Raw genomic sequence first — 17,228 nt, 5'->3', positions numbered from 1 at the left:
ATATGGCACGGTTTTTTATTGATCGACCGATTTTTGCCTGGGTCATCGCTATTGTCATCATGCTCGGCGGCGCGCTGTCCATCAGCCAATTACCGTTGGAGCAGTACCCGGATATTGCGCCGCCGACGGTACGTATTTCCGCCACGTACACCGGCGCATCGGCCAAGACCGTCGAAGACTCGGTCACCCAGGTGATCGAGCAGCAAATGAAAGGGCTGGACAATCTGACCTACATGTCGGCCTCCAGCAGCTCGGCGGGCAGTGCAAGCATCAACCTGACCTTTGGTGCCGGCACCGACCCGGATGTGGCGCAAATGCAGGTGCAGAACAAGCTGCAACAGGCTGAATCGCGGTTGCCGCAATCGGTACAAAGCGAGGGCCTGACGGTGACTAAAGGCGGCTCTGACTTTTTGATGATTGCAGCCCTGACGTCGGAAAACCCGAGCGTCACCGGCACCCAGATCGGCGATTACATTTCCAGCACCTTGCTTGATTCCATCAGTCGTGTCGACGGCGTAGGCGATGTGCAGACACTGGGCTCGGGTTACGCCATGCGCATTTGGCTGGACCCGGCCCTGCTGGAAAAATATGCACTGATGCCCTCGGACATCAGCACGGCATTGGAGGCGCAAAACACCGAAGTCTCTGCCGGCCAACTCGGCGCATTACCGGCGCTCAAGGGCCAGCAACTGAACGCCACCATCAGCGCCCGCAGCAAGCTGCAAACGGTTGAAGAGTTTCGTAATGTGGTGGTCAAGTCCAGCAGTGACGGGGCGGTGGTGTTGCTGGGAGATGTCGCCACGGTGGAGTTGGGCAGCGAAAGCTATGACATCAATCCGGCGCTCAATGGCAAGCCTGCGGCGGCGATGGGGGTGCAACTTGCCGCTGGTGCCAACGCGCTGAAAGTCGGTGAAGCGGTGAAGGCCAAACTCAATGAGCTGGAGGCCTTCTACCCGACCGAGATGCAGCTCAAGAACGTGATTGCCTACGACACTACGCCGTTTGTCAGCCTGTCCATCGAGGAGGTGGTCAAGTCCCTGGGTGAAGCCATCGTGCTGGTGGTGTTGATCATGTTCCTGTTTCTGCAAAACCTGCGGGCCACGCTGATTCCGGCGATCACCGTGCCGGTGGTGCTACTGGGCACGTTCGGTGTGCTGGCGCTGTTTGGCTACTCCATCAACACCTTGACGATGTTCGCCATGGTGCTGGCGATTGGTTTGTTGGTGGATGACGCGATTGTGGTGGTGGAAAACGTCGAGCGGGTGATGGTCGAACAAGGCCTGTCAGCCCTGGCGGCTACGCGCCAATCGATGGATGAAATCACCAGCGCGCTGGTCGGTATCGCCCTGGTGTTGAGTGCCGTGTTTATTCCCATGGCATTTTTTGGCGGCTCCACCGGGATCATCTATCGCCAGTTTTCGGTGACCATCGTCTCGGCCATGGTGTTGTCGGTGGTGGTGGCGATGACCCTGACGCCCGCGCTGTGCGCCACGTTGCTCAGACCTTCAGACGCTCAGGGGCATGTCACCCAGCGTGGCTTTTTCGGTTGGTTCAACCGCTCGTTCGAGCGTTGCGTCACGGGCTACGAGCGTTGGGTAGATGGCATTTTGCAGCGTGGATTGCGCAGTCTGCTGGTGTTTGGGCTGGTGGTCGTGGCCATGGCAGTGGGGTACGCCAAGCTGCCCACCTCATTTTTACCGGATGAAGATCAAGGCACGCTGATGGGACAAATACAATTGCCCGTGGGCGCCACCGATAGTCGCACTCAGGCGGTGATGCGACAGTTTGAGCAGTACATGCTGGAACAACCGGAAGTCGAGATGATGATCAGCATCACCGGCCTGGGCATGGGTGGTAACAGCCAGAACACCGGGCGGGCGTTTATTCGGCTAAAAGATTGGAGTGAGCGCAGGGGAAGCGGGCAGGATGCCGCCTCGATTGCGCAGCGGGCGACGTTGGCGCTGGCGAGTATTGGCGATGCCGACGTCTTCGTCATGCAGCCGCCGGCGGTGCGTGGCCTGGGGCAGAGTTCAGGCTTCGACCTGCAACTCAAGGACCTCGGTGGCCTGGGCCATGACGCGTTGGTGGCAGCCCGCGAAAAATTCATCGAGTTGGCCAAACAAGACCCGCGCCTGTTGGGGGTTCGCAGCAACGGCCTGGATGACACGCCTCAACTCAGGGTGAGCATTGACGACCGCAAGGCCGGGGCGCTGAGCCTGAGCACCAGCGACATCAACGCCACCTTGTCCACCGCGTTGGGCGGTAGTTATGTGAATGACTTCCTCAACCAGGGCCGGGTGAAAAAGGTCTACGTGCAGGGTGAGGCCTCTACGCGCATGCAGCCGGCTGACCTGAACCATTGGTTTGTGCGCAACAGCAACGATGAGATGGTGCCGTTTTCTTCTTTCGCCAGCAGCTCATGGAGTTATGGCTCGCCCTTGCTTGAACGCTACAACGGTACAGCCTCCCTGGAAGTGGTGGGCGACCCGGCTCCGGGTGTGAGTTCTGGGGCTGCAATGGATGCGGTGGAAGCCATCGTCAAACAGTTGCCCTCAGGCATTGGCTACGAATGGACCGGGCAGTCTTACCAATTACGTCTTTCCGGCTCGCAAGCACCGTTGTTGTATGCGGTCTCCGTGCTGTTTGTGTTCCTGTGCCTGGCGGCGTTGTACGAGAGTTGGTCGGTTCCGTTCTCGGTGATTCTGGTGGTACCGCTGGGCATTGTCGGGGCGGTGTGGGCCACCTGGTTTACGGGGTTGAGCAATGACGTGTACTTCCAGGTCGGACTGTTGACCACCGTGGGCTTGGCGGCCAAGAACGCGATCCTGATTGTCGAATTCGCCAAGCACTTGCAGGAACAGGGCAACAGCTTGCGTGAGGCGACGCTGATTGCTGTGCGCCAACGACTGCGGCCGATTCTGATGACGTCCCTGGCGTTCATGTTCGGTGTGTTGCCACTGGCCTTGAGCAGCGGCGCAGGTTCGGCAGGGCGCCAGGCCATTGGTACCGGGGTGCTGGGCGGCATGTTCAGCGCCACGGTGCTGGGGATCTTCTTTGTACCGCTGTTTTTCGTGCTGATCCGCCGCCGTTTCGGCCGTGCGGACACGACGACTCAATCTGCTCATACAGGTGATGCATGATGAAGTTTCACTGGCCCTTGCTGGCGGCGCTGGCCCTGGGTGGCTGCGTTAATCTGGCACCGCAGTATCAGCAGCCTGACGCGCCGGTTCCTGTGCAGTGGCAATCGGGAGTGACTGGTGAGGTGGCTGCGGATATACACTGGCAACAGTTCTTTACCGATAGCCGCCTGGCACAACTGCAGACCCTGGCCCTGGCCAATAACCGCGACTTGCGCCTGGCCAGTCTCAATATCGAAAAGGCCCAGGCGCAATACCGTATCCAACGGGCGGCGGCGTTCCCTACGATCGACGCCAGTATCAGCGGCACCCACAGCCGTACCCCGGGCTCGCTGTCAGGCACGGGCGCTGCGGCCACCAGTCATGACTACAGCGCGCAACTGGGTTTGAGCAGTTATGAAATTGATGTGTTTGGGCGGGTGCAAAACCTTCAGGATGAAGCGCTGGAGTCCTACCTGGCATTGACTGAAACCCGGCGCAGCACACAAATCAGCCTGGTGGCCGAAGTGGCCACGGCGTGGCTGACATTGGCGGCCGACAACGAGCGCCTGCAACTTGCTCGGCAAACCTTGGCCAGCCAACAGTCGACCTATGAATTAACCCAGCGCAGCCACGCGCTGGGCGGTTCAGCGGCACTGGATGTGGCGCAGGCGCAAACTACCGTCGAGTCTGCGCGAGGTGATGTGGCGGAGTATGAGAGCCAGATCCTGCAAGACCGCAACGCCTTGCGCCTGCTGGTGGGCAGCGATATTCCCGATGCCTTTCTGCCTGGTACGCACCTGCAATCGGCCGCAGCGTTGGTGCAAGTGCCGGCGCAGTTGCCCTCGAGCCTGTTGCAACGTCGCCCGGATGTGCTGGCGGCGGAGCACAGCCTCAAGTCTGCGAATATCGACATCGGTGCGGCTCGGGCGGCGTTCTTTCCGAGTATCAGCCTGACGGCCAATGCCGGGTCAGCCAGTGCTGCATTATCCAGCTTGTTCAAGGGGGGCAGCGGTGCCTGGACCTTCGCGCCGAGTATCAGTGTGCCGATCTTCGATGCCGGCAGTAACCGCGCCACGTTGGATGCGGCCAAGGTCGAGCGGGATATCCAAGTGCAGGCCTATCAACAAACCCTGCAAACTGCGTTCAAGGAAGTGGCCGACGCCTTGGCCGTGCGCAGCACTCTGGACCAGCGCCTCGATGCCCAACAAGGGCTTACCGACGCCAGCCGCAAAAGTTTCGAGTTGTCTGACGCGCTTTATCGAGCTGGTTCACAAAGCTATCTGCAAGCCTTGGACTCACAGCGTTCGCTGTACAGCGCCGAGCAGGACCTGATCACCTTGCGTTTGGCCGAGCAAAGCAATCGGGTCAGTTTGTACAAGGTGATGGGGGGAGGGTGGCAGTGACGAAGGCGGCTACATGGCCACGGTCAGTCCTCCCTCTTTGGTTATTTGGCATTCAGTGATTGCAGAAACTGTCTGTGCTGCAAGGTTTGCGAAAACATCGGCAGCGTATAGGTCTCGGCCGCATGCTGTTGTTCATCACTGAAGGTCGCGGTGCAATCGGTCAAGGTCACGACCTCGTAGCCTTTTTCATAACCCGACCGAACGGTGCCTTCGACACAGCAATTAGTGAGGAAACCGGCAACGACCAGGTTCTGGATGCCATTGTTACGCAGCACCAGGTCCAGACCGGTGGTGGCAAACGCATCCAGCCCGCGCTTACCTTCAACCACGATATCAGCGGGCTCCTGTGTCAGTGCGTCGCTGATAGCGGCGCCCCAGGTGCCAGCGCGAAAGGCATTGCCGTCGGCTACACCTTTGAGAATTCCATAGGACCGCGTCGTCAACTCAGGGTAGCCGTCGGCAAATTGGATGGGTAAGTGGATGATTTTCACGCCGAGCTTACGCGCCTGTTGAATCGTGGTGGCGGTGTTCGCCAGCATGCCGGTTTTGTGCATGACATCTTTGACGGCGTCGTGGAAGACCCCGCCCGGGGTGGTGAAGTCATTCTGGAATTCAATCAGAACAATCGCGGTTTTGGTCGGGTTCATGTTGATGCTCCGATAAGTTGGTTTTTTACGATGGAGACTTCGGTAGCGCGATGACTCAACAGTTATAGGCGTTAAATCCGGGTTAAGGGGCGATCGATGGAAGGTTTACGTTTTGCCCCGTCATGAGATGGCAACTGAGCACTGGCAAAGTGGCGCTATCGGTACTCGGATGTGCCTTCATTGAGATTGAGTCATGCTTCGTTACATGGGCGTTCTGTTGGGCTTGTTCGTATTTTTGCCCCGGTTGGCGCTGGCTGACCCCGCAAGTTTTGCCACGCAGGACCTTAGGTTCACCAGCGCCGGTACTACACTGGCCGGCACCGTCTTCCTGCCCGAGCATCCTGAGGTTGGCGTCGTGCTCGTACACGGCTCCGGCCAGGAAAAGCGCATGTCAGGTTTTGCGGCGCTACTGGCAAGGCAGGGCATTGCGGTGTTGACCTATGACAAGCGCGGTGTCGGGCAGTCCGGCGGTGTTTACGCTGGCCCGGAGGTTGGAACCAATAACCTCGATGCGTCCAACTTGACGGCCTTGGCGGGCGACGCTAACGCAGCGTTCGCGGCCTTGTCAAAAGAGCTTGCGGCCAGTCAGGTACCGATCGGGCTGGTGGGCTTCAGCCAAGCCGGTTGGATCATTCCGATCGCCGCACAACACAATCGCCGCGCCGATTTCATGGTGCTGTTCAGCGGCCCGGTGCTTACGACGCTTGAGCAATTGCGGTTTCAGTTCCTGACGGAGGGTAAGGCGAATTTCTGGAGCACACACAGCGAAGCTGACGTACGTAAACATCTTGCCGAAGATCCAGACCGCTATCAGTTTGTGGAGACCGACCCACGCACCGCGCTTGCCCAGTTATCAATCCCCGGCCTCTGGCTGTTTGGGGGCCAGGATGTGCAAGCCCCGGCAATGGTTTCGATCGAACGGCTCGATGCGCTGAAGGCGTCGAATACCGGTTATATCCAGCATTGGGACACAATGTGACGCTTGGGGGCACAAGCGAGCCGGTGGCCGATGCGGTTCGATGGATCAAGGATGTGAAGAACATCGCACACTGATAGCCGTTCACTTGGCGTCGTGGAAAATGATGCCCAGCGTTCTGCGTTCGCCGCTGTGCAGGCGGCTGACTCCGTGGCGCACACTCACCCGGTAGAACCCTCGTGTGGAGCGCACGGGTCGGCTGTTCACCGCGAAAATGATCGCCTGGCCCTGCCTGATCTCGACGACCTCAACCCTGCCGGGCTTATTGGGCGCGCTCTGGGTCAGGATGAACTCACCGCCTTCAAAGTCCTGACCCGGCTCGTCTAGAAGAAAGACGACCTGAAAAGGAAACACCTGTTCGCCATACAGGTCTTGATGAAGGCAGGTGTAGTCATTTTCCCTGTAGCGCAGTAGCAACGGAGTCGGTCTGCGCTGGCCGGCCTGGTGACACATTTCTTTGAATTGGCGGTGGGTTTCGGGGAATCGCTGATCTATCTTCAACGCTGAGTGCCAACGGTTGGCAACCGGCGCCAATTGCCTGTAAAGCCGCGTACGAAGGTCTTCGACGATGTCCGGCAGGGGATAGCTGAAGTACTGGTATTCGCCCCGCCCAAATGCATAACGCTCCATGACGATGCGACTGCGGAAACGGCTTTCATCCGAGTAGAGTGCCGCCAACTGTTGGCACGTTTGTCGCGTCAGCAAAGACGGTAGTAGGACAAATCCGTCGTTCATTAACGAAGCTTCAATCGCTCGCCAGTCCATCTCTTCCAAGCGGGGTACAGATGATGGCGCAAGGGCCGCAGGGCCTTCAAACGTCAGGCTGGTTTGAGTGTTCATGGCGATTCCTGAATTGGCGATATTCGATGGGCATACAGACGGCGCAAGGGCGATATCCCGCTGCGACAGCGCAGGGTTCGTCGAGGAAAAACACACGGTTTTTCACATAGCCTCCGCGTTCGATCGCTTGCAACGCCGCGCGACAATCGAGCTTTCCGTAACATTTGCTGCGACGGTGGCCACCCAACGTTCCAGGCTCGGGGCTTGGGTAGCGTTTTCCATCTCTGCCCATCAGCATCCACGTGTGCTTTTCAGCCATGGGTTGACTCCGGAGCGAAGTGAAAGCTGAGTGAAAACCCGCGTCGTTCGCCGCTTCTTACTCGGCTGATGGCGTGTTTCATATTCACGCGGTAGTAGCCCTTACTGCCTTTGAAAGGGCGTTGAGCCGTGGTGATGATTGCGATGTCGCCGTATCGCAATGGCACCACCATTGGCCGTGATTGCATTCTTGGCCGCAGCTCCGTGAGGACAAGTTCTCCTCCGGTGAAGTCCTCTCCGGGCGAGGACAATACGGCCAGCAACTGAAGCGGGAAAACATGCTCGCCGTCAGCATCCTGCCGAAGTTCCAGGTACTCCCCCTCACGTAAGCGGCTCAGTTGCGAAAGTTCGTGCGGTTGCCCAACCGCCAGGCATTGCTCCTCAAACGCCGAGAGTTGCCGAGGGTAGCGGTAAGGCAACTGGAGTATCTCGTTCCACTGGTTTGCAATGTGCGCCAGCGGGGGATAGAACGCGTGCTTGAGACTACTCAGTAAACTGGGGAAGTTTGCATGGCAATCATCCCTTGGAGGGTCGGGCAAGCCAAGAATACCGGGAAGTACTGCAAAGCCTTCCCGATCAAGTTGCACGCAGATGTTTTGCCAATCAAGGTGTTCGATGGCGGTCGCGATTCTGTTCATGGCAGCCTTAGTCACTCCGGCGATGGGTTCAACGACAGAAACACCTGTCGCCATCGCCACACCAATCTAGGCAATCGCTCTGTTGCAAACACTCTGGTTCTTGCGCTGGTAATGTCCTAGCCTTGCGCTGCGATTCGGCGCATTCGAACCTTTGGAGAACACTGATGCAATCGCTACCCGTCTCTGCGTCAATTGTGGGGCAATCACTTGAGCTACGCCCCCTGCAAACCAGGGATTTCGAGCCCCTGTACTGCGTGGCATCCGACCCATTGATCTGGGCTCAGCATCCAAGCCCAACCCGTTACCAGGAACCCGTATTTCGTGAGTGGTTTGATGCAGCACTGGTGTCGAATGCACTGGTCGTTATCGACCGAGGCAGTCAACAGATAGTGGGTAGCTCGCGTTACTACGAGTTCAGCGAAGAAAAGCGCGAAGTCGCAATCGGATACACCTTTTTATCTCGCGACAAATGGGGCGGCGGCGCTAACGGGGAACTCAAACGCCTGATGCTCACGCATGCGTTTCAATGGGTCGACACCGTCTGGTTTCATGTTGCCGGTCAAAATATTCGCTCGCAGCGAGCCATGGAAAAAATCGGTGGGCAGTTCTCACACATCGCCATAAAGCAACTGGCTGTCGGTTCACAAGAGAACTTTTTCTATAAAGTTGAGCGGGCCACCTTTGAGAGCAAGCATTCGGTTATTGATGCATAACGGTGTGCAAAAAGGGCGGAAGGGCGCCGGGCAGTTGGCTCAATTGGCAGTTTTTTCTTTACTGACTAACCTAGTACGCAGTTGCCATCTTGTTACAAGCATTTATCGGTAAGGATCTCCAGCAACATGCGGGCGATTACGCTGGGTCGGTTGGTCATAAGGAGAGCGCCATGCATGGACTTGTCTTAAAAGTAGCGTTGCCTTTGATGACACTCGCTTGGGTGTCCAGCGCCCACGCGACGACTGTTACCGGTCAAATCAGCGCAAGTCTGATATTGACCAACAGTTGCCTGGTCAACGGCGTAGGCGGTTCCACGGGCTTGAACTTCGGTACGTTGAACTTTGGCACCACCAACACCTTGTACACCGAGGCCGATGCGCAGGTGCTGGGCGGTGGTGGATCAGCGCTGTCTATTCAGTGTTCGGCAGGTACCTCGCCGATATTGACCGTCACGTCGGGAAGCAATGACACAAAATCCACTGGTGGCACTCGGGCTTTGGCAGACGGTGCGGGCCACTTCGCGCCCTATGACATCTACACCGACGCTGCCCATACGCAAATCCTGGCCAACAACGGCACTATCAACCTCGCGCTCAGTACGGGGGTGGCGCAAACCGTGAATATTTACGGGAAATCGCCCGGCAAGGTGGGTTTGCCCGCCGGTACTTACACTGACACGATTTCCGTCACACTGACGTTTTGAGCCTATAAACCATCTAGTGGATGGGGGGATGTTCGGTCGACAGGATGCCGGTGGAGGGCGTTGCGGAGCGCAAAATTGCCCACGGCCGTGCCGACCTTGAACCATTCGAGGGCCTCGCCGGTTCGCCCTGTTGCAACACCCTCTGTTCGGCGCACTCCTTGGACGTGGCCGAGTCCAAGCCATTCCTGGATCCTTACTTGCTGGTAGCCATCATGTGCTTGCTTCGCGTTACGACTGATCGAGCAGGCTGAAATCGCTCAGCGCTGCGTGGGCAAGCCAATCCAGGGGCGATGCCGGTTCGAAGGCTTTCTTCGAGGGTTTTTTGCAGCATCAACAACGCCTCACGCTGCACTTTTAGGCTGGCTTCGATTTGCTGTATCTCCCCCAGACGTACATTGATCTGTTCCAAGGTGAGGGATTTGGAGCAGCTCCCGTCATGAAGAAAAAGGCTACGAATCGTGTCGAGAGAAAACCCCAGCCTTTGCGCGTGGATCACGATTTCCAAGCGTTGAATGGCGGATTCGCTGTAATAGCGATAGTTGTTCATGTCGCGGGTGGGAGCGTCCAGTAGGCCTTGCTCCTCGTAGTACCGTATTGCTGAAGCAGCAAGGCCTGTACGTCGCGCAATTTCGCCTATCTTCATTTTTTGCTTGACCTTCAAGTTGACTTTAATCCGCAGTATAAGCGGGAGCGTAATCCGGAAGGTAATCGGATTGGGCTCGATAAAGACCGTTGACCTACGTGGAATATGAAAAATGAGCAAAATAACCGAGTTGCTGAATTGGCGTTATGCGACGAAAAAGTACGATTCGTCCAAGACAGTACCTGCTGAAAAGCTGGAGCGAATTCTGGAGGCGGTACGGCTGACTGCGACGTCGAGCGGGTTGCAGCCATTTGAATTGCTGGTGGTGACTAATCCACAAATTCGCGAAAAGATTAAGGCGGTCAGCTGGAATCAGGCCCAGGTTACCGACTGCTCTCATCTACTGGTGTTCGCCGCTTGGGACGACATCACGCCTGAGCGTGTCAACATGATGTTCGACCTGACTAATGTTGTACGAGGCAGTGTCAACCAGGATTGGGAAAACTACCGTCAAATGCTCCTCGGTATAGTCGCCGAGCGCGGACAGGAGGCCAATTATCAAGCGGCTGCGCGTCAAGCCTATATTGGCCTCGGCTCGGCTTTAATCGCCGCGGCATCCGAGGAAGTCGACGCGACGCCCATGGAAGGTTTCGACCCATCGGCTGTCGATGACATTCTGGGACTGGGAGCCAGGCATCTGCGCAGTGTAGTGCTCTTGCCTTTAGGTTATCGGGCAGCAGAGTCTGACTGGCTGGTAAACCTGAAAAAAGTACGGCGGTCTCGCGAACATTTCGTAACCGAAATCAACTAGGGAGAGAGTGCAGCCGCCCCACTCAGCAGCAATAGTGGGGTGGCTCTATCGCGCTCTTATCGATGACGCCCAGGGTGTCCGTATGGTTGGGTGAAACTTTTCAAAAGTCATATAAAATCATGCACAGAGTGGATTGTGTTCGGTCGGCAGGACACCGGGGATGGGGTAATGGTGGAACACAAACAATAAGGGCCTGCATGAGATAAATCACGCAAGCCCTTGATATGTATGGTGCCCGAAGCCGGAATCGAACCGGCACGCCCTTACGAGCGGGGGATTTTAAGTCCGTGACGTATTTCAACTAAATCAATGATTTAGCGCGTTTTCTGCACCGCTACGCCTTCGCTTTACCTCCCTTGCAGGCCTTTATTTTCAAGGGGGTAAAAATGATTGCGGTGCAGAATTCACTTGGTCGGCGTGACCTTTTTGCCGATCCTTTTCCGGATGTAGTTCTCGGTCATAACGACCGTGGTGTGCCCTAGCTGATCGCGCGCCTGGAGAATGTCACCACTCGATTCAGCCTTGTCTGTGCCAGCTTTCGCTCGCAGATCGCGCATTTGAAAATCTCCCTTCTCAACACCGGCCGCTTCCCGTGCCGCGTCAAACCTACCTCGCAACATGCTGCTGGTCATGGGCTGCCCGTTATCCATAACGATGAGTCTGCTTGTTCGTATTTTGTGCCCGTCCTTCCTGGCCATGATTCGATCGATCACAACCTTCAGCTGTCCAGTAATTTCAATCCTCCTTTTCGCATTGGTTTTACCCTGCTTGACGGCCAGTCTGTTATCGCGGATGTCGCGCTCGTCCATTTTCAGCGTGTCAGCGATCCGCTGGCCGGTTAGGTAGAACAGATCCAGTGCATCCCTCAGCGGCTGTTCGGCGTGCTGATAGACGAGGGCGAACATCTCGTCCTCGATGTACTGATCACGGCCAGACTCCTTGTGCCCCTTAACGCCGGAGCACGGGTTGGCCAAGGCCGTGTAACCGCTGCTGCGGGCAAAGTTCCAGATCGCGCTGAGCAGGGCTTTTTCCCGATTGGCACGCACTGGAGCTGTCTTGCCGCGCTGGCGGAGATACTGAACGACGTGTTGTGGCTCAATTGCCTCAAGTGGTGCCGGCGGGTCATCGAAGAACTTTAGAAGCTGCTTCAATTCCCTGGTGTTGTCTTTTTGTGTTGCTGGGCTTTTGGTGGGCACCACCTCGTCCATGTAAATGTTTGCGACGTAAGCAAACGTCAATACGGCCTGCACCATGGCTGATGATGTGCGGCTTTTTTCCAGCTTGGCGTATTCGACAATCGCCAGGCCGTAGTCGCTGCCCAGGGCAATCTCCTTCCTTGGAGATCCGCCGATGTCGTAGTAGTAATAGATGGTCCCGCTGCGCTGCTTGCGCTTCCTGAGGCGAGTGACGCTGTCAGGGGTCGTTGGTTTCCTTCCCATTTAACTCACCAACCGCGGCTGCCACTTTGGTTTTTCTGCTGTTGCGGTAACCGGCTCTCCAGTTAGTGCAGAAGCAATAACACAGGGCCAACCGCTACGTTTGATTGTGTGGCGAATTCCGTTTCTCTTGAGTACCTGTACCTGACCTGCTTTTGTCTTTGCTCCGGTCAGGGTGCATACCTCTTGATGTGACAGGAAATGAATTTCGTCCATGGCTACCTCCCGCCGCCCGCTCTGGGCCGCGCTATCTTAATGATGTAAATGATCAGGCCGTACGTGGCGAAGGCCCAAAATCCAGAGCCAGCCAGGGCCAGCAGAAGCGTTTTTGTGGTGCTGATGCGCATCAGCTCAGGGGCAAGCCACCATATCCAGGCGACGGTCAGCCCTGTGTAGATCGCGAACAGCGCGAAGATGAGCAGTGATTTAATTCGAGGCATGAATCGTCCTTGCCGCGCTGGGCGGCAGATGGTGGCCCGCAGTTCACTGGCGGGCACTTGTGGTTTAATGAGATGAATTCTTAAAGGTGGCGCGAAATGGATAAGGCGTTTAGAAACCCGCTGTTTTTGACTGGGCTCCCATTGGCAATTTGCGGGCTCGCGATAACCGCGCCAGCCCTCTGGATAACTGGCTTGGTACTGATGGTGTGTGGATGGATGAAGGGCAAGAAACGGCTCTGATCCTCACCGGCAGGTATGTAGGGGAATTGGGGTTACATTTCGATAACAGTTCAGCAAGTGACAGCGCTGAACTGATTCGCCGAAAATTTGATAATCGTTCGCGCTGAGTCGGCCTAAGCGTCTGAGCGGACGGTTATTTGGTCAGGCTGCTCAACGGGGAGGTGTTTGCAGTGTTCAAGGGATACATCGTTGCAATGTTGGCTGTGGCCGTATCAACGTTGGTGTTAGCTGATGAATTGCCACAAGGACCGCTGCTTCAGCGTTTTGGTGATGCCATCAATGAGTTGCCCAAGCCAGCATCGCCCCCAGAGACAAAAGCTGCTCCACGTGAATTGCACCTCGAAGGACAAGAGGCGCTCAATCACCCTGGCAGCCCCGCGAAGCGCGAGCTGGAAAAAACTGGCAATCCAAGCATCGACAACATGCATGCTCGTGATAGAGATGCCTGTAGAAGGGTTCAAGCGGCGGCATTAGGGCAGGGCAAAGGTTTCAGCTTGAGTTGTGAATAATAGGGGGGCTACTGAGATCATGGCGTCACCCGCTTAAACTCGACGCCTGGCGCCAAGTAGCTTCGGTTGTAAATAATGGATTCGATATTTCAGGCATGACTTCGTCCTTGCCGCTCTAGCGGCTGACTTTGAAGGGGGGATGGGAAGGGTAGAGAGTTACCTACAGCGCGTGTTCAAAGCGGCCTGAAAAGAAACCCAGTTGCTCGATGAACCTTCGCCTTTTGGGGCGTGTCATTAGTGAAATGGGCACAACCCGGAATCTCCGGCTAGACCTGTCGTAAGGTGATTTTATGGCCGACTTAGACGATTTCAGATTTAGATCCCACGAGTTACTGGTTGAGCTTGATGCCGCCACTAACAAAATGATGATGATGGTTGTTTCCAAGCAGGTTTCTGGGCCCGATTGGGAGGAGGCGACCAAAAAGCATCACGCCGCTTTCGAAGCTTGGAATTCTTTCCTTAATTCCTCGGATTTACCTCCAAACGATCAACGCTGACTTCATTCCACGAGGAGCTATAGCGGTTGACTGGGACGGGGGAGTGGATTTATTTGAAAACGGTCCTAGACGAGCTCAAGAGCTGTGCTAGAAATGACATGTCGCGCATGCATTTCAGGTACTGGTGGTTGACGTGCATGGCCGGCAGGCGCTCCCTAACGTCGTTGGAGCGCGCCCTTTTGATGTGGGCAGTGATCGGTAGGTCGTCGCATTTAGCAGCGAGTTAAACAACTCCCTTCCTCTGGGCTACTAACTCAATGCCTTGGCTTGCCGGTCATCTCTTCTGATTCACCCCACAGCTTCACTCGTTACCAAGTGTCATGCAGCTACCTGCTGCTCCTGGCCCAGCGCCTGCTGTACCGCGTGAATGATCCGCTCTAGGTAGGCGTAATCGGGGTTTGGCTCGGTAGCGTCATTGGTCAGGTGCCACCACTCATCACCGAACAGTTTCGTCATCAGCTCGCTGTGTGCGCCGTGGAGATGTTCAATCGATGGTGAGTCGCGCAGATCCTCTGCCTCATCGAACCGCTCGCGGGCCTCGTCCGCGCCGTAACAAACCTGGCGGCGCTCTTTCAGGACCAGACGCTGCGCTTCACATGCAAGGGCCTCGCCACTGAATCGGCGCGGGTTCATAGCCGGGTCGAAGTAGCCGATGATGTAGCCGGTGTTAAGCTCGCAAAAGAACTGCCCGATGTTCAGGCCGTCCCACATGCCACCCCAGTAGGCCGTCCAGCTCTTGCCCCAGCAGCTGACGGTGATCTTGCCCTTGCATGGGGCCAAGTCCTCAAGGAAGACGGTAATCGGGTCTAGGCTCGGCGCGCCGGTGATCACCAGCTTCGTTACTGTCGAGCGCTCCACCAGCAGGGGCGCGGCGACTTTGTTTTCTGTAGGCATGGGGAGTCCTTGCCGGGCCTTGCCCGGGGGTTGAAGTGCTGTCAATGGGGGGGGCGTGAGAGAAAGTTGCGACTTGTAGGAAGGCTTGCGACAAGTTTCCGGTATACAGCGGGCTCAGAACCGAGAGGATCATAGGCAGCGTCCAAATTAAAAGGCGCTCACATGAACCGACTACTCGTAGACCTCATCCTTCAAATCATCGGAAATCTGTTACTTGATGTCCTTCAGCAGCTACTGGGCTGGCTTTTGTCGCTGCCTTGGCAATCGTTATGCGGTTGTTAGGCTGCTTCCGCCTGGCGCTCAGCCACTCGCCATGGGTCGTTGGCCCGTGCCAGCGCTGCCATCGGTGGCGGGCTGACGCTGTTCCCGCACATGTGCACTTGCTGAGTCTTGGTGAACGGCTTGCCGTCGGCGCCGTGGCTGATGATGTAGTCGGCGGGGAAGCCCTGGGCCTTGTATAGTTCGGTCGGCTTCAGCATCCGCAGACAGATATCGACGATTACATAGGGGGTTCCTTTCACCATCACGGTTACCATGGCGAGTCGGTCCTTGGTGGTGATGGTCGGCGCTGGTGCGTCGCAAGCGCTGATGTTCTCGGTGCCGTAGTAACTGATCAGGAAGGCGGCGACGCGAAGGGCACCGGCTTCGTGCTCAGGCGAGAGAGTGAGCGACACCAGCGAACTCTTGCCGCCGCCACCGGCTGTGATGGTAGGCGCCGGTTCTTCCAGGCCCTGGCCGACGCTGGCGCCGAATGCTCGCTCCATGAATGCGGTAGCCAACCCGTGGTGCTGGCCGCCGGCGCTGATGGTGTGCAGTGGGTCATTTACGTCCCGTGCATCGCAGTTCCCGCGCATATGCACCAGGTTAGCCGCCACCAGTTGCTGTTGGCTGCCGGTGTTGGTGACCGTAGTCATGGGGTCTTTGATATCCTTGGCGACGGTGGTGTTGAAGCCGCCATTCATCTGGGCCATGAACACCGTGGATATGCCCATGGCGTGAGCAGCCCCTGCCGGGCGCTGATAGTTTCCGCCGCTGGTAATGGTCGGCAGTGGTTCGTCCAATGCTTTACCAGCGTCATTGAAGCGGAACTTCACCAGGTGAGCCGCTGCGATCGCTCGGTGGTTCTGGGTCATAAGCGTACCGGTTGGCTGGTCGACGCTCACCGGCTTGCCTGAGTACTCAGGGCCACCGGCCCCAACCATCAACGGGCTGATCAGTGTCAGCTCACCGCGGTTCGCGCAGGTCACTGTCGGCAACGGGTCGAGCGGGTCGTTGATTCGGTCGCTGCCTTGGTGGGTTGCCGGTGCGATGACCGGACTGACCACCGAGAAGGCGCCCCCCTTTGGATAGGAGGTGATGGTGCGCAGTGGCTCGCCGGCCGACTGCACTGCCTCTCCCGACCAGTTGGCAATCGGCACAATGAACGGCGCCGCGCTATCGATGACGAACTTCTTCATGCCTTTGGCAACGCGGCGTAGGGTGGCCGGGGCCAGGTCCTTCTTGCGTCCGAAGATGCTTTTGCCCAAGTCGCTGAAGTCGATGCAGTCAGCGGCTGTTTTCCATTTCTGCTGGCCCTTGGTGGGGTTCTTGGCGTGGGTTGGCTCCGGCCACACGATCGGCTGCCCGTCGCGCCGGGCGATCATGAACAGGCGTTCCCGGCTGGTTGGCGCGCCGAAGTCGCAGGCCCTAATTACTTTCCACTCAACGACATAGCCCATTCCTTCCAGCAGGGCCACGAAACGGCGCCAGGTGCGGCCGCGTTGCTTCGGGTCGGGAATCAGGAACTGCTGGCCCACCGGCACAACCTCACCAGGTGCGGCGATATCACCGCAGAGTTTCACAACGCGCCCGGTAGCTTTGTCACGCTTGGCGATCAGTCGGCCCCACTGCAGGATCTGCTTCACGTTTTCCAGGCTGATCACCCGGGGGCGCTTCTTGCCTCCCCACTTGAGGCCGATCCACGACAGGTTGCGGATCTCGCGCTTGCGCGGCTGGCCGCCGGCAGCCTGGCTGTGGTGCGTGCAGTCAGGCGACATGTGGAACCAGCCCACGGCCTTGCCGCCGCATTCGGTGTCCGGGTCACCATCGAACACGTCGGTGGTGAAGTGCTTGGCGCCTGGGTGATTCACGGTGTGCATGCTGATGGCTTGCGGGCTGTGGTTCTTCGCCACGTTCACGGTGCGGCCCAGGCCAATTTCCAGCCCGGTGCCGGCGCCGCCGCCACCACAGAAGAAGTCGACAACGATCTCATCGTCCTGAGGGTTGAAGCCGAGTCCGTATTGGGTTTTGAAATCGAAGGGGTGTTTCTTCTGTTGTGCGGACATAGGGGATCCTCGCCGGCTGGCGTGATTCGTTTAAAGGGGGTATTGGTGTATTCGGACATTCGGCCCGATGAGGGAACTGATATGGCCTGGGTAGTTATGCTTACTAGTCCCAAAGGCGATAGGTTTTATGGTGAGGCTATCGACCGCGACGGCATTCGATATCGCTGTGCGAGTACCGCGCAGGCGGAAGCCTTTA

General features: G+C 57.2%; 18 protein-coding genes. 8 read left to right on the top strand and 10 right to left on the bottom strand.

Translation table 11 applies throughout. From position 1 onward, the window contains the following. The first annotated feature begins 2 nt into the window (after window positions 1-2). Both BFL40_RS29690 and BFL40_RS29685 read left to right on the top strand, forming a co-directional pair. Window positions 3-3,140, top strand: a complete 3,138-nt coding sequence (locus tag BFL40_RS29690; RefSeq protein ID WP_071487283.1) for an efflux RND transporter permease subunit — start codon at window positions 3-5, stop codon at window positions 3,138-3,140. Then, the gene (locus BFL40_RS29685; protein ID WP_071487282.1) at window positions 3,137-4,522 is read left to right on the top strand and encodes an efflux transporter outer membrane subunit; all 1,386 of its coding nucleotides are present in this window, start codon (window positions 3,137-3,139) and stop codon (window positions 4,520-4,522) included. The genes BFL40_RS29690 and BFL40_RS29685 overlap by 4 nt, the downstream gene beginning before the upstream one ends. Window positions 4,523-4,563: 41 nt before the next feature. Here the strand turns inward: BFL40_RS29685 and BFL40_RS29680 are convergent, their stop codons facing one another. Then, window positions 4,564-5,169 (bottom strand): cysteine hydrolase family protein, encoded by a 606-nt coding sequence (locus BFL40_RS29680; RefSeq protein ID WP_071487281.1) that lies wholly within the window; start codon window positions 5,167-5,169, stop codon window positions 4,564-4,566. A gap of 193 nt (window positions 5,170-5,362) precedes the next feature. On the opposite strand from BFL40_RS29680, the gene BFL40_RS29675 reads away from it, so the two are divergent. Next, on the top strand, window positions 5,363-6,148 hold the full coding sequence (locus BFL40_RS29675; protein ID WP_218027736.1) for an alpha/beta hydrolase family protein: 786 nt from the start codon (window positions 5,363-5,365) through the stop codon (window positions 6,146-6,148). Window positions 6,149-6,229: 81 nt separating this feature from the next. On the opposite strand, the gene BFL40_RS29670 is transcribed toward BFL40_RS29675, so the two are convergent. Genes BFL40_RS29670 through BFL40_RS29665 form a run of 3 tightly spaced genes read right to left on the bottom strand, consistent with a single transcriptional unit; the run spans window position 6,230 to window position 7,881 of the window. Further along, complete coding sequence (locus BFL40_RS29670; RefSeq protein WP_071487294.1) at window positions 6,230-6,910, bottom strand: 2OG-Fe(II) oxygenase; 681 nt, start codon at window positions 6,908-6,910, stop codon at window positions 6,230-6,232. A gap of 46 nt (window positions 6,911-6,956) precedes the next feature. After that, entirely contained in the window at window positions 6,957-7,244 is a 288-nt protein-coding gene (locus tag BFL40_RS33435) for a metal-binding protein (RefSeq protein ID WP_074851432.1), read from the bottom strand. After that, on the bottom strand, window positions 7,237-7,881 hold the full coding sequence (locus tag BFL40_RS29665) for a 2OG-Fe(II) oxygenase (RefSeq protein ID WP_071487293.1): 645 nt from the start codon (window positions 7,879-7,881) through the stop codon (window positions 7,237-7,239). The genes BFL40_RS33435 and BFL40_RS29665 overlap by 8 nt, the downstream gene beginning before the upstream one ends. 164 nt (window positions 7,882-8,045) lie before the next feature. Between BFL40_RS29665 and BFL40_RS29660 the strand changes: the two genes are divergently transcribed. Next, window positions 8,046-8,594 (top strand): GNAT family N-acetyltransferase, encoded by a 549-nt coding sequence (locus BFL40_RS29660; protein ID WP_071487280.1) that lies wholly within the window; start codon window positions 8,046-8,048, stop codon window positions 8,592-8,594. Window positions 8,595-8,764: 170 nt separating this feature from the next. Then, window positions 8,765-9,298 (top strand): Csu type fimbrial protein, encoded by a 534-nt coding sequence (locus BFL40_RS29655; protein WP_071487279.1) that lies wholly within the window; start codon window positions 8,765-8,767, stop codon window positions 9,296-9,298. Window positions 9,299-9,491: 193 nt separating this feature from the next. Here BFL40_RS29655 and BFL40_RS29650 read toward each other — a convergent pair whose 3' ends face one another. Further along, complete coding sequence (locus BFL40_RS29650) at window positions 9,492-9,959, bottom strand: MerR family transcriptional regulator (RefSeq protein ID WP_235864653.1); 468 nt, start codon at window positions 9,957-9,959, stop codon at window positions 9,492-9,494. 94 nt (window positions 9,960-10,053) lie between these two features. Between BFL40_RS29650 and BFL40_RS29645 the strand changes: the two genes are divergently transcribed. After that, window positions 10,054-10,692: an NAD(P)H-dependent oxidoreductase gene (locus BFL40_RS29645; RefSeq protein WP_071487277.1), complete on the top strand. Its 639-nt coding sequence runs from the start codon at window positions 10,054-10,056 to the stop codon at window positions 10,690-10,692. Between the two features lie 404 nt (window positions 10,693-11,096). Here the strand turns inward: BFL40_RS29645 and BFL40_RS29640 are convergent, their stop codons facing one another. From BFL40_RS29640 to BFL40_RS29635, 3 genes are read right to left on the bottom strand one after another with little or no spacing between them, the layout of a single operon-like run. Beyond that, entirely contained in the window at window positions 11,097-12,131 is a 1,035-nt protein-coding gene (locus tag BFL40_RS29640) for a site-specific integrase (protein ID WP_071487276.1), read from the bottom strand. Then, window positions 12,132-12,344 (bottom strand): DUF4224 domain-containing protein, encoded by a 213-nt coding sequence (locus BFL40_RS33430; protein WP_074851430.1) that lies wholly within the window; start codon window positions 12,342-12,344, stop codon window positions 12,132-12,134. Between the two features lie 2 nt (window positions 12,345-12,346). Further along, window positions 12,347-12,568, bottom strand: coding sequence for a hypothetical protein (locus tag BFL40_RS29635; protein WP_071487275.1), 222 nt, complete (start codon window positions 12,566-12,568; stop codon window positions 12,347-12,349). Between the two features lie 410 nt (window positions 12,569-12,978). On the opposite strand from BFL40_RS29635, the gene BFL40_RS33950 reads away from it, so the two are divergent. Both BFL40_RS33950 and BFL40_RS29625 read left to right on the top strand, forming a co-directional pair. Continuing rightward, window positions 12,979-13,317 carry a hypothetical protein gene (locus BFL40_RS33950; protein ID WP_139213479.1) on the top strand — a complete coding sequence of 113 codons (339 nt, stop codon included), beginning with the start codon at window positions 12,979-12,981 and terminating at the stop codon, window positions 13,315-13,317. Window positions 13,318-13,607: 290 nt separating this feature from the next. Continuing rightward, window positions 13,608-13,814: a hypothetical protein gene (locus BFL40_RS29625; RefSeq protein WP_071483896.1), complete on the top strand. Its 207-nt coding sequence runs from the start codon at window positions 13,608-13,610 to the stop codon at window positions 13,812-13,814. A 318-nt stretch (window positions 13,815-14,132) separates the two neighbouring features. On the opposite strand, the gene BFL40_RS29620 is transcribed toward BFL40_RS29625, so the two are convergent. Continuing rightward, on the bottom strand, window positions 14,133-14,708 hold the full coding sequence (locus BFL40_RS29620; RefSeq protein ID WP_071483898.1) for a phiTE_072 family protein: 576 nt from the start codon (window positions 14,706-14,708) through the stop codon (window positions 14,133-14,135). Between the two features lie 278 nt (window positions 14,709-14,986). Continuing rightward, window positions 14,987-17,032 carry a DNA cytosine methyltransferase gene (locus BFL40_RS29615; protein WP_071483899.1) on the bottom strand — a complete coding sequence of 682 codons (2,046 nt, stop codon included), beginning with the start codon at window positions 17,030-17,032 and terminating at the stop codon, window positions 14,987-14,989. Between the last annotated feature and the right edge of the window lie 196 nt (window positions 17,033-17,228).

Origin of the sequence: Pseudomonas costantinii (genome assembly GCF_001870435.1) — a bacterium.
GTDB classification, from domain to species: Bacteria; Pseudomonadota; Gammaproteobacteria; order Pseudomonadales; family Pseudomonadaceae; genus Aquipseudomonas; species Aquipseudomonas costantinii.
Note: the sequence above shows the minus strand (reverse complement) of the source record. Positions and strands in the feature narration are given on the sequence as shown.

Bases quoted from the DNA above. Each gene is read 5' to 3' on its own strand.
- BFL40_RS29620 (WP_071483898.1), bottom strand. From the start codon at position 14,708: ATGCCTACAGAAAACAAAGTCGCCGCGCCCCTGCTGGTGGAGCGCTCG.
- BFL40_RS29660 (WP_071487280.1), top strand. From the start codon at position 8,046: ATGCAATCGCTACCCGTCTCTGCGTCAATTGTGGGGCAATCACTTGAG.
- BFL40_RS29635 (WP_071487275.1), bottom strand. From the start codon at position 12,568: ATGCCTCGAATTAAATCACTGCTCATCTTCGCGCTGTTCGCGATCTAC.
- BFL40_RS29665 (WP_071487293.1), bottom strand. From the start codon at position 7,881: ATGAACAGAATCGCGACCGCCATCGAACACCTTGATTGGCAAAACATC.
- BFL40_RS33435 (WP_074851432.1), bottom strand. From the start codon at position 7,244: ATGGCTGAAAAGCACACGTGGATGCTGATGGGCAGAGATGGAAAACGC.
- BFL40_RS29625 (WP_071483896.1), top strand. From the start codon at position 13,608: ATGGCCGACTTAGACGATTTCAGATTTAGATCCCACGAGTTACTGGTT.
- BFL40_RS33430 (WP_074851430.1), bottom strand. From the start codon at position 12,344: ATGGACGAAATTCATTTCCTGTCACATCAAGAGGTATGCACCCTGACC.
- BFL40_RS29685 (WP_071487282.1), top strand. From the start codon at position 3,137: ATGATGAAGTTTCACTGGCCCTTGCTGGCGGCGCTGGCCCTGGGTGGC.
- BFL40_RS29640 (WP_071487276.1), bottom strand. From the start codon at position 12,131: ATGGGAAGGAAACCAACGACCCCTGACAGCGTCACTCGCCTCAGGAAG.
- BFL40_RS29680 (WP_071487281.1), bottom strand. From the start codon at position 5,169: ATGAACCCGACCAAAACCGCGATTGTTCTGATTGAATTCCAGAATGAC.
- BFL40_RS29675 (WP_218027736.1), top strand. From the start codon at position 5,363: ATGCTTCGTTACATGGGCGTTCTGTTGGGCTTGTTCGTATTTTTGCCC.
- BFL40_RS29615 (WP_071483899.1), bottom strand. From the start codon at position 17,032: ATGTCCGCACAACAGAAGAAACACCCCTTCGATTTCAAAACCCAATAC.
- BFL40_RS29645 (WP_071487277.1), top strand. From the start codon at position 10,054: ATGAGCAAAATAACCGAGTTGCTGAATTGGCGTTATGCGACGAAAAAG.
- BFL40_RS29690 (WP_071487283.1), top strand. From the start codon at position 3: ATGGCACGGTTTTTTATTGATCGACCGATTTTTGCCTGGGTCATCGCT.
- BFL40_RS29670 (WP_071487294.1), bottom strand. From the start codon at position 6,910: ATGGACTGGCGAGCGATTGAAGCTTCGTTAATGAACGACGGATTTGTC.
- BFL40_RS29655 (WP_071487279.1), top strand. From the start codon at position 8,765: ATGCATGGACTTGTCTTAAAAGTAGCGTTGCCTTTGATGACACTCGCT.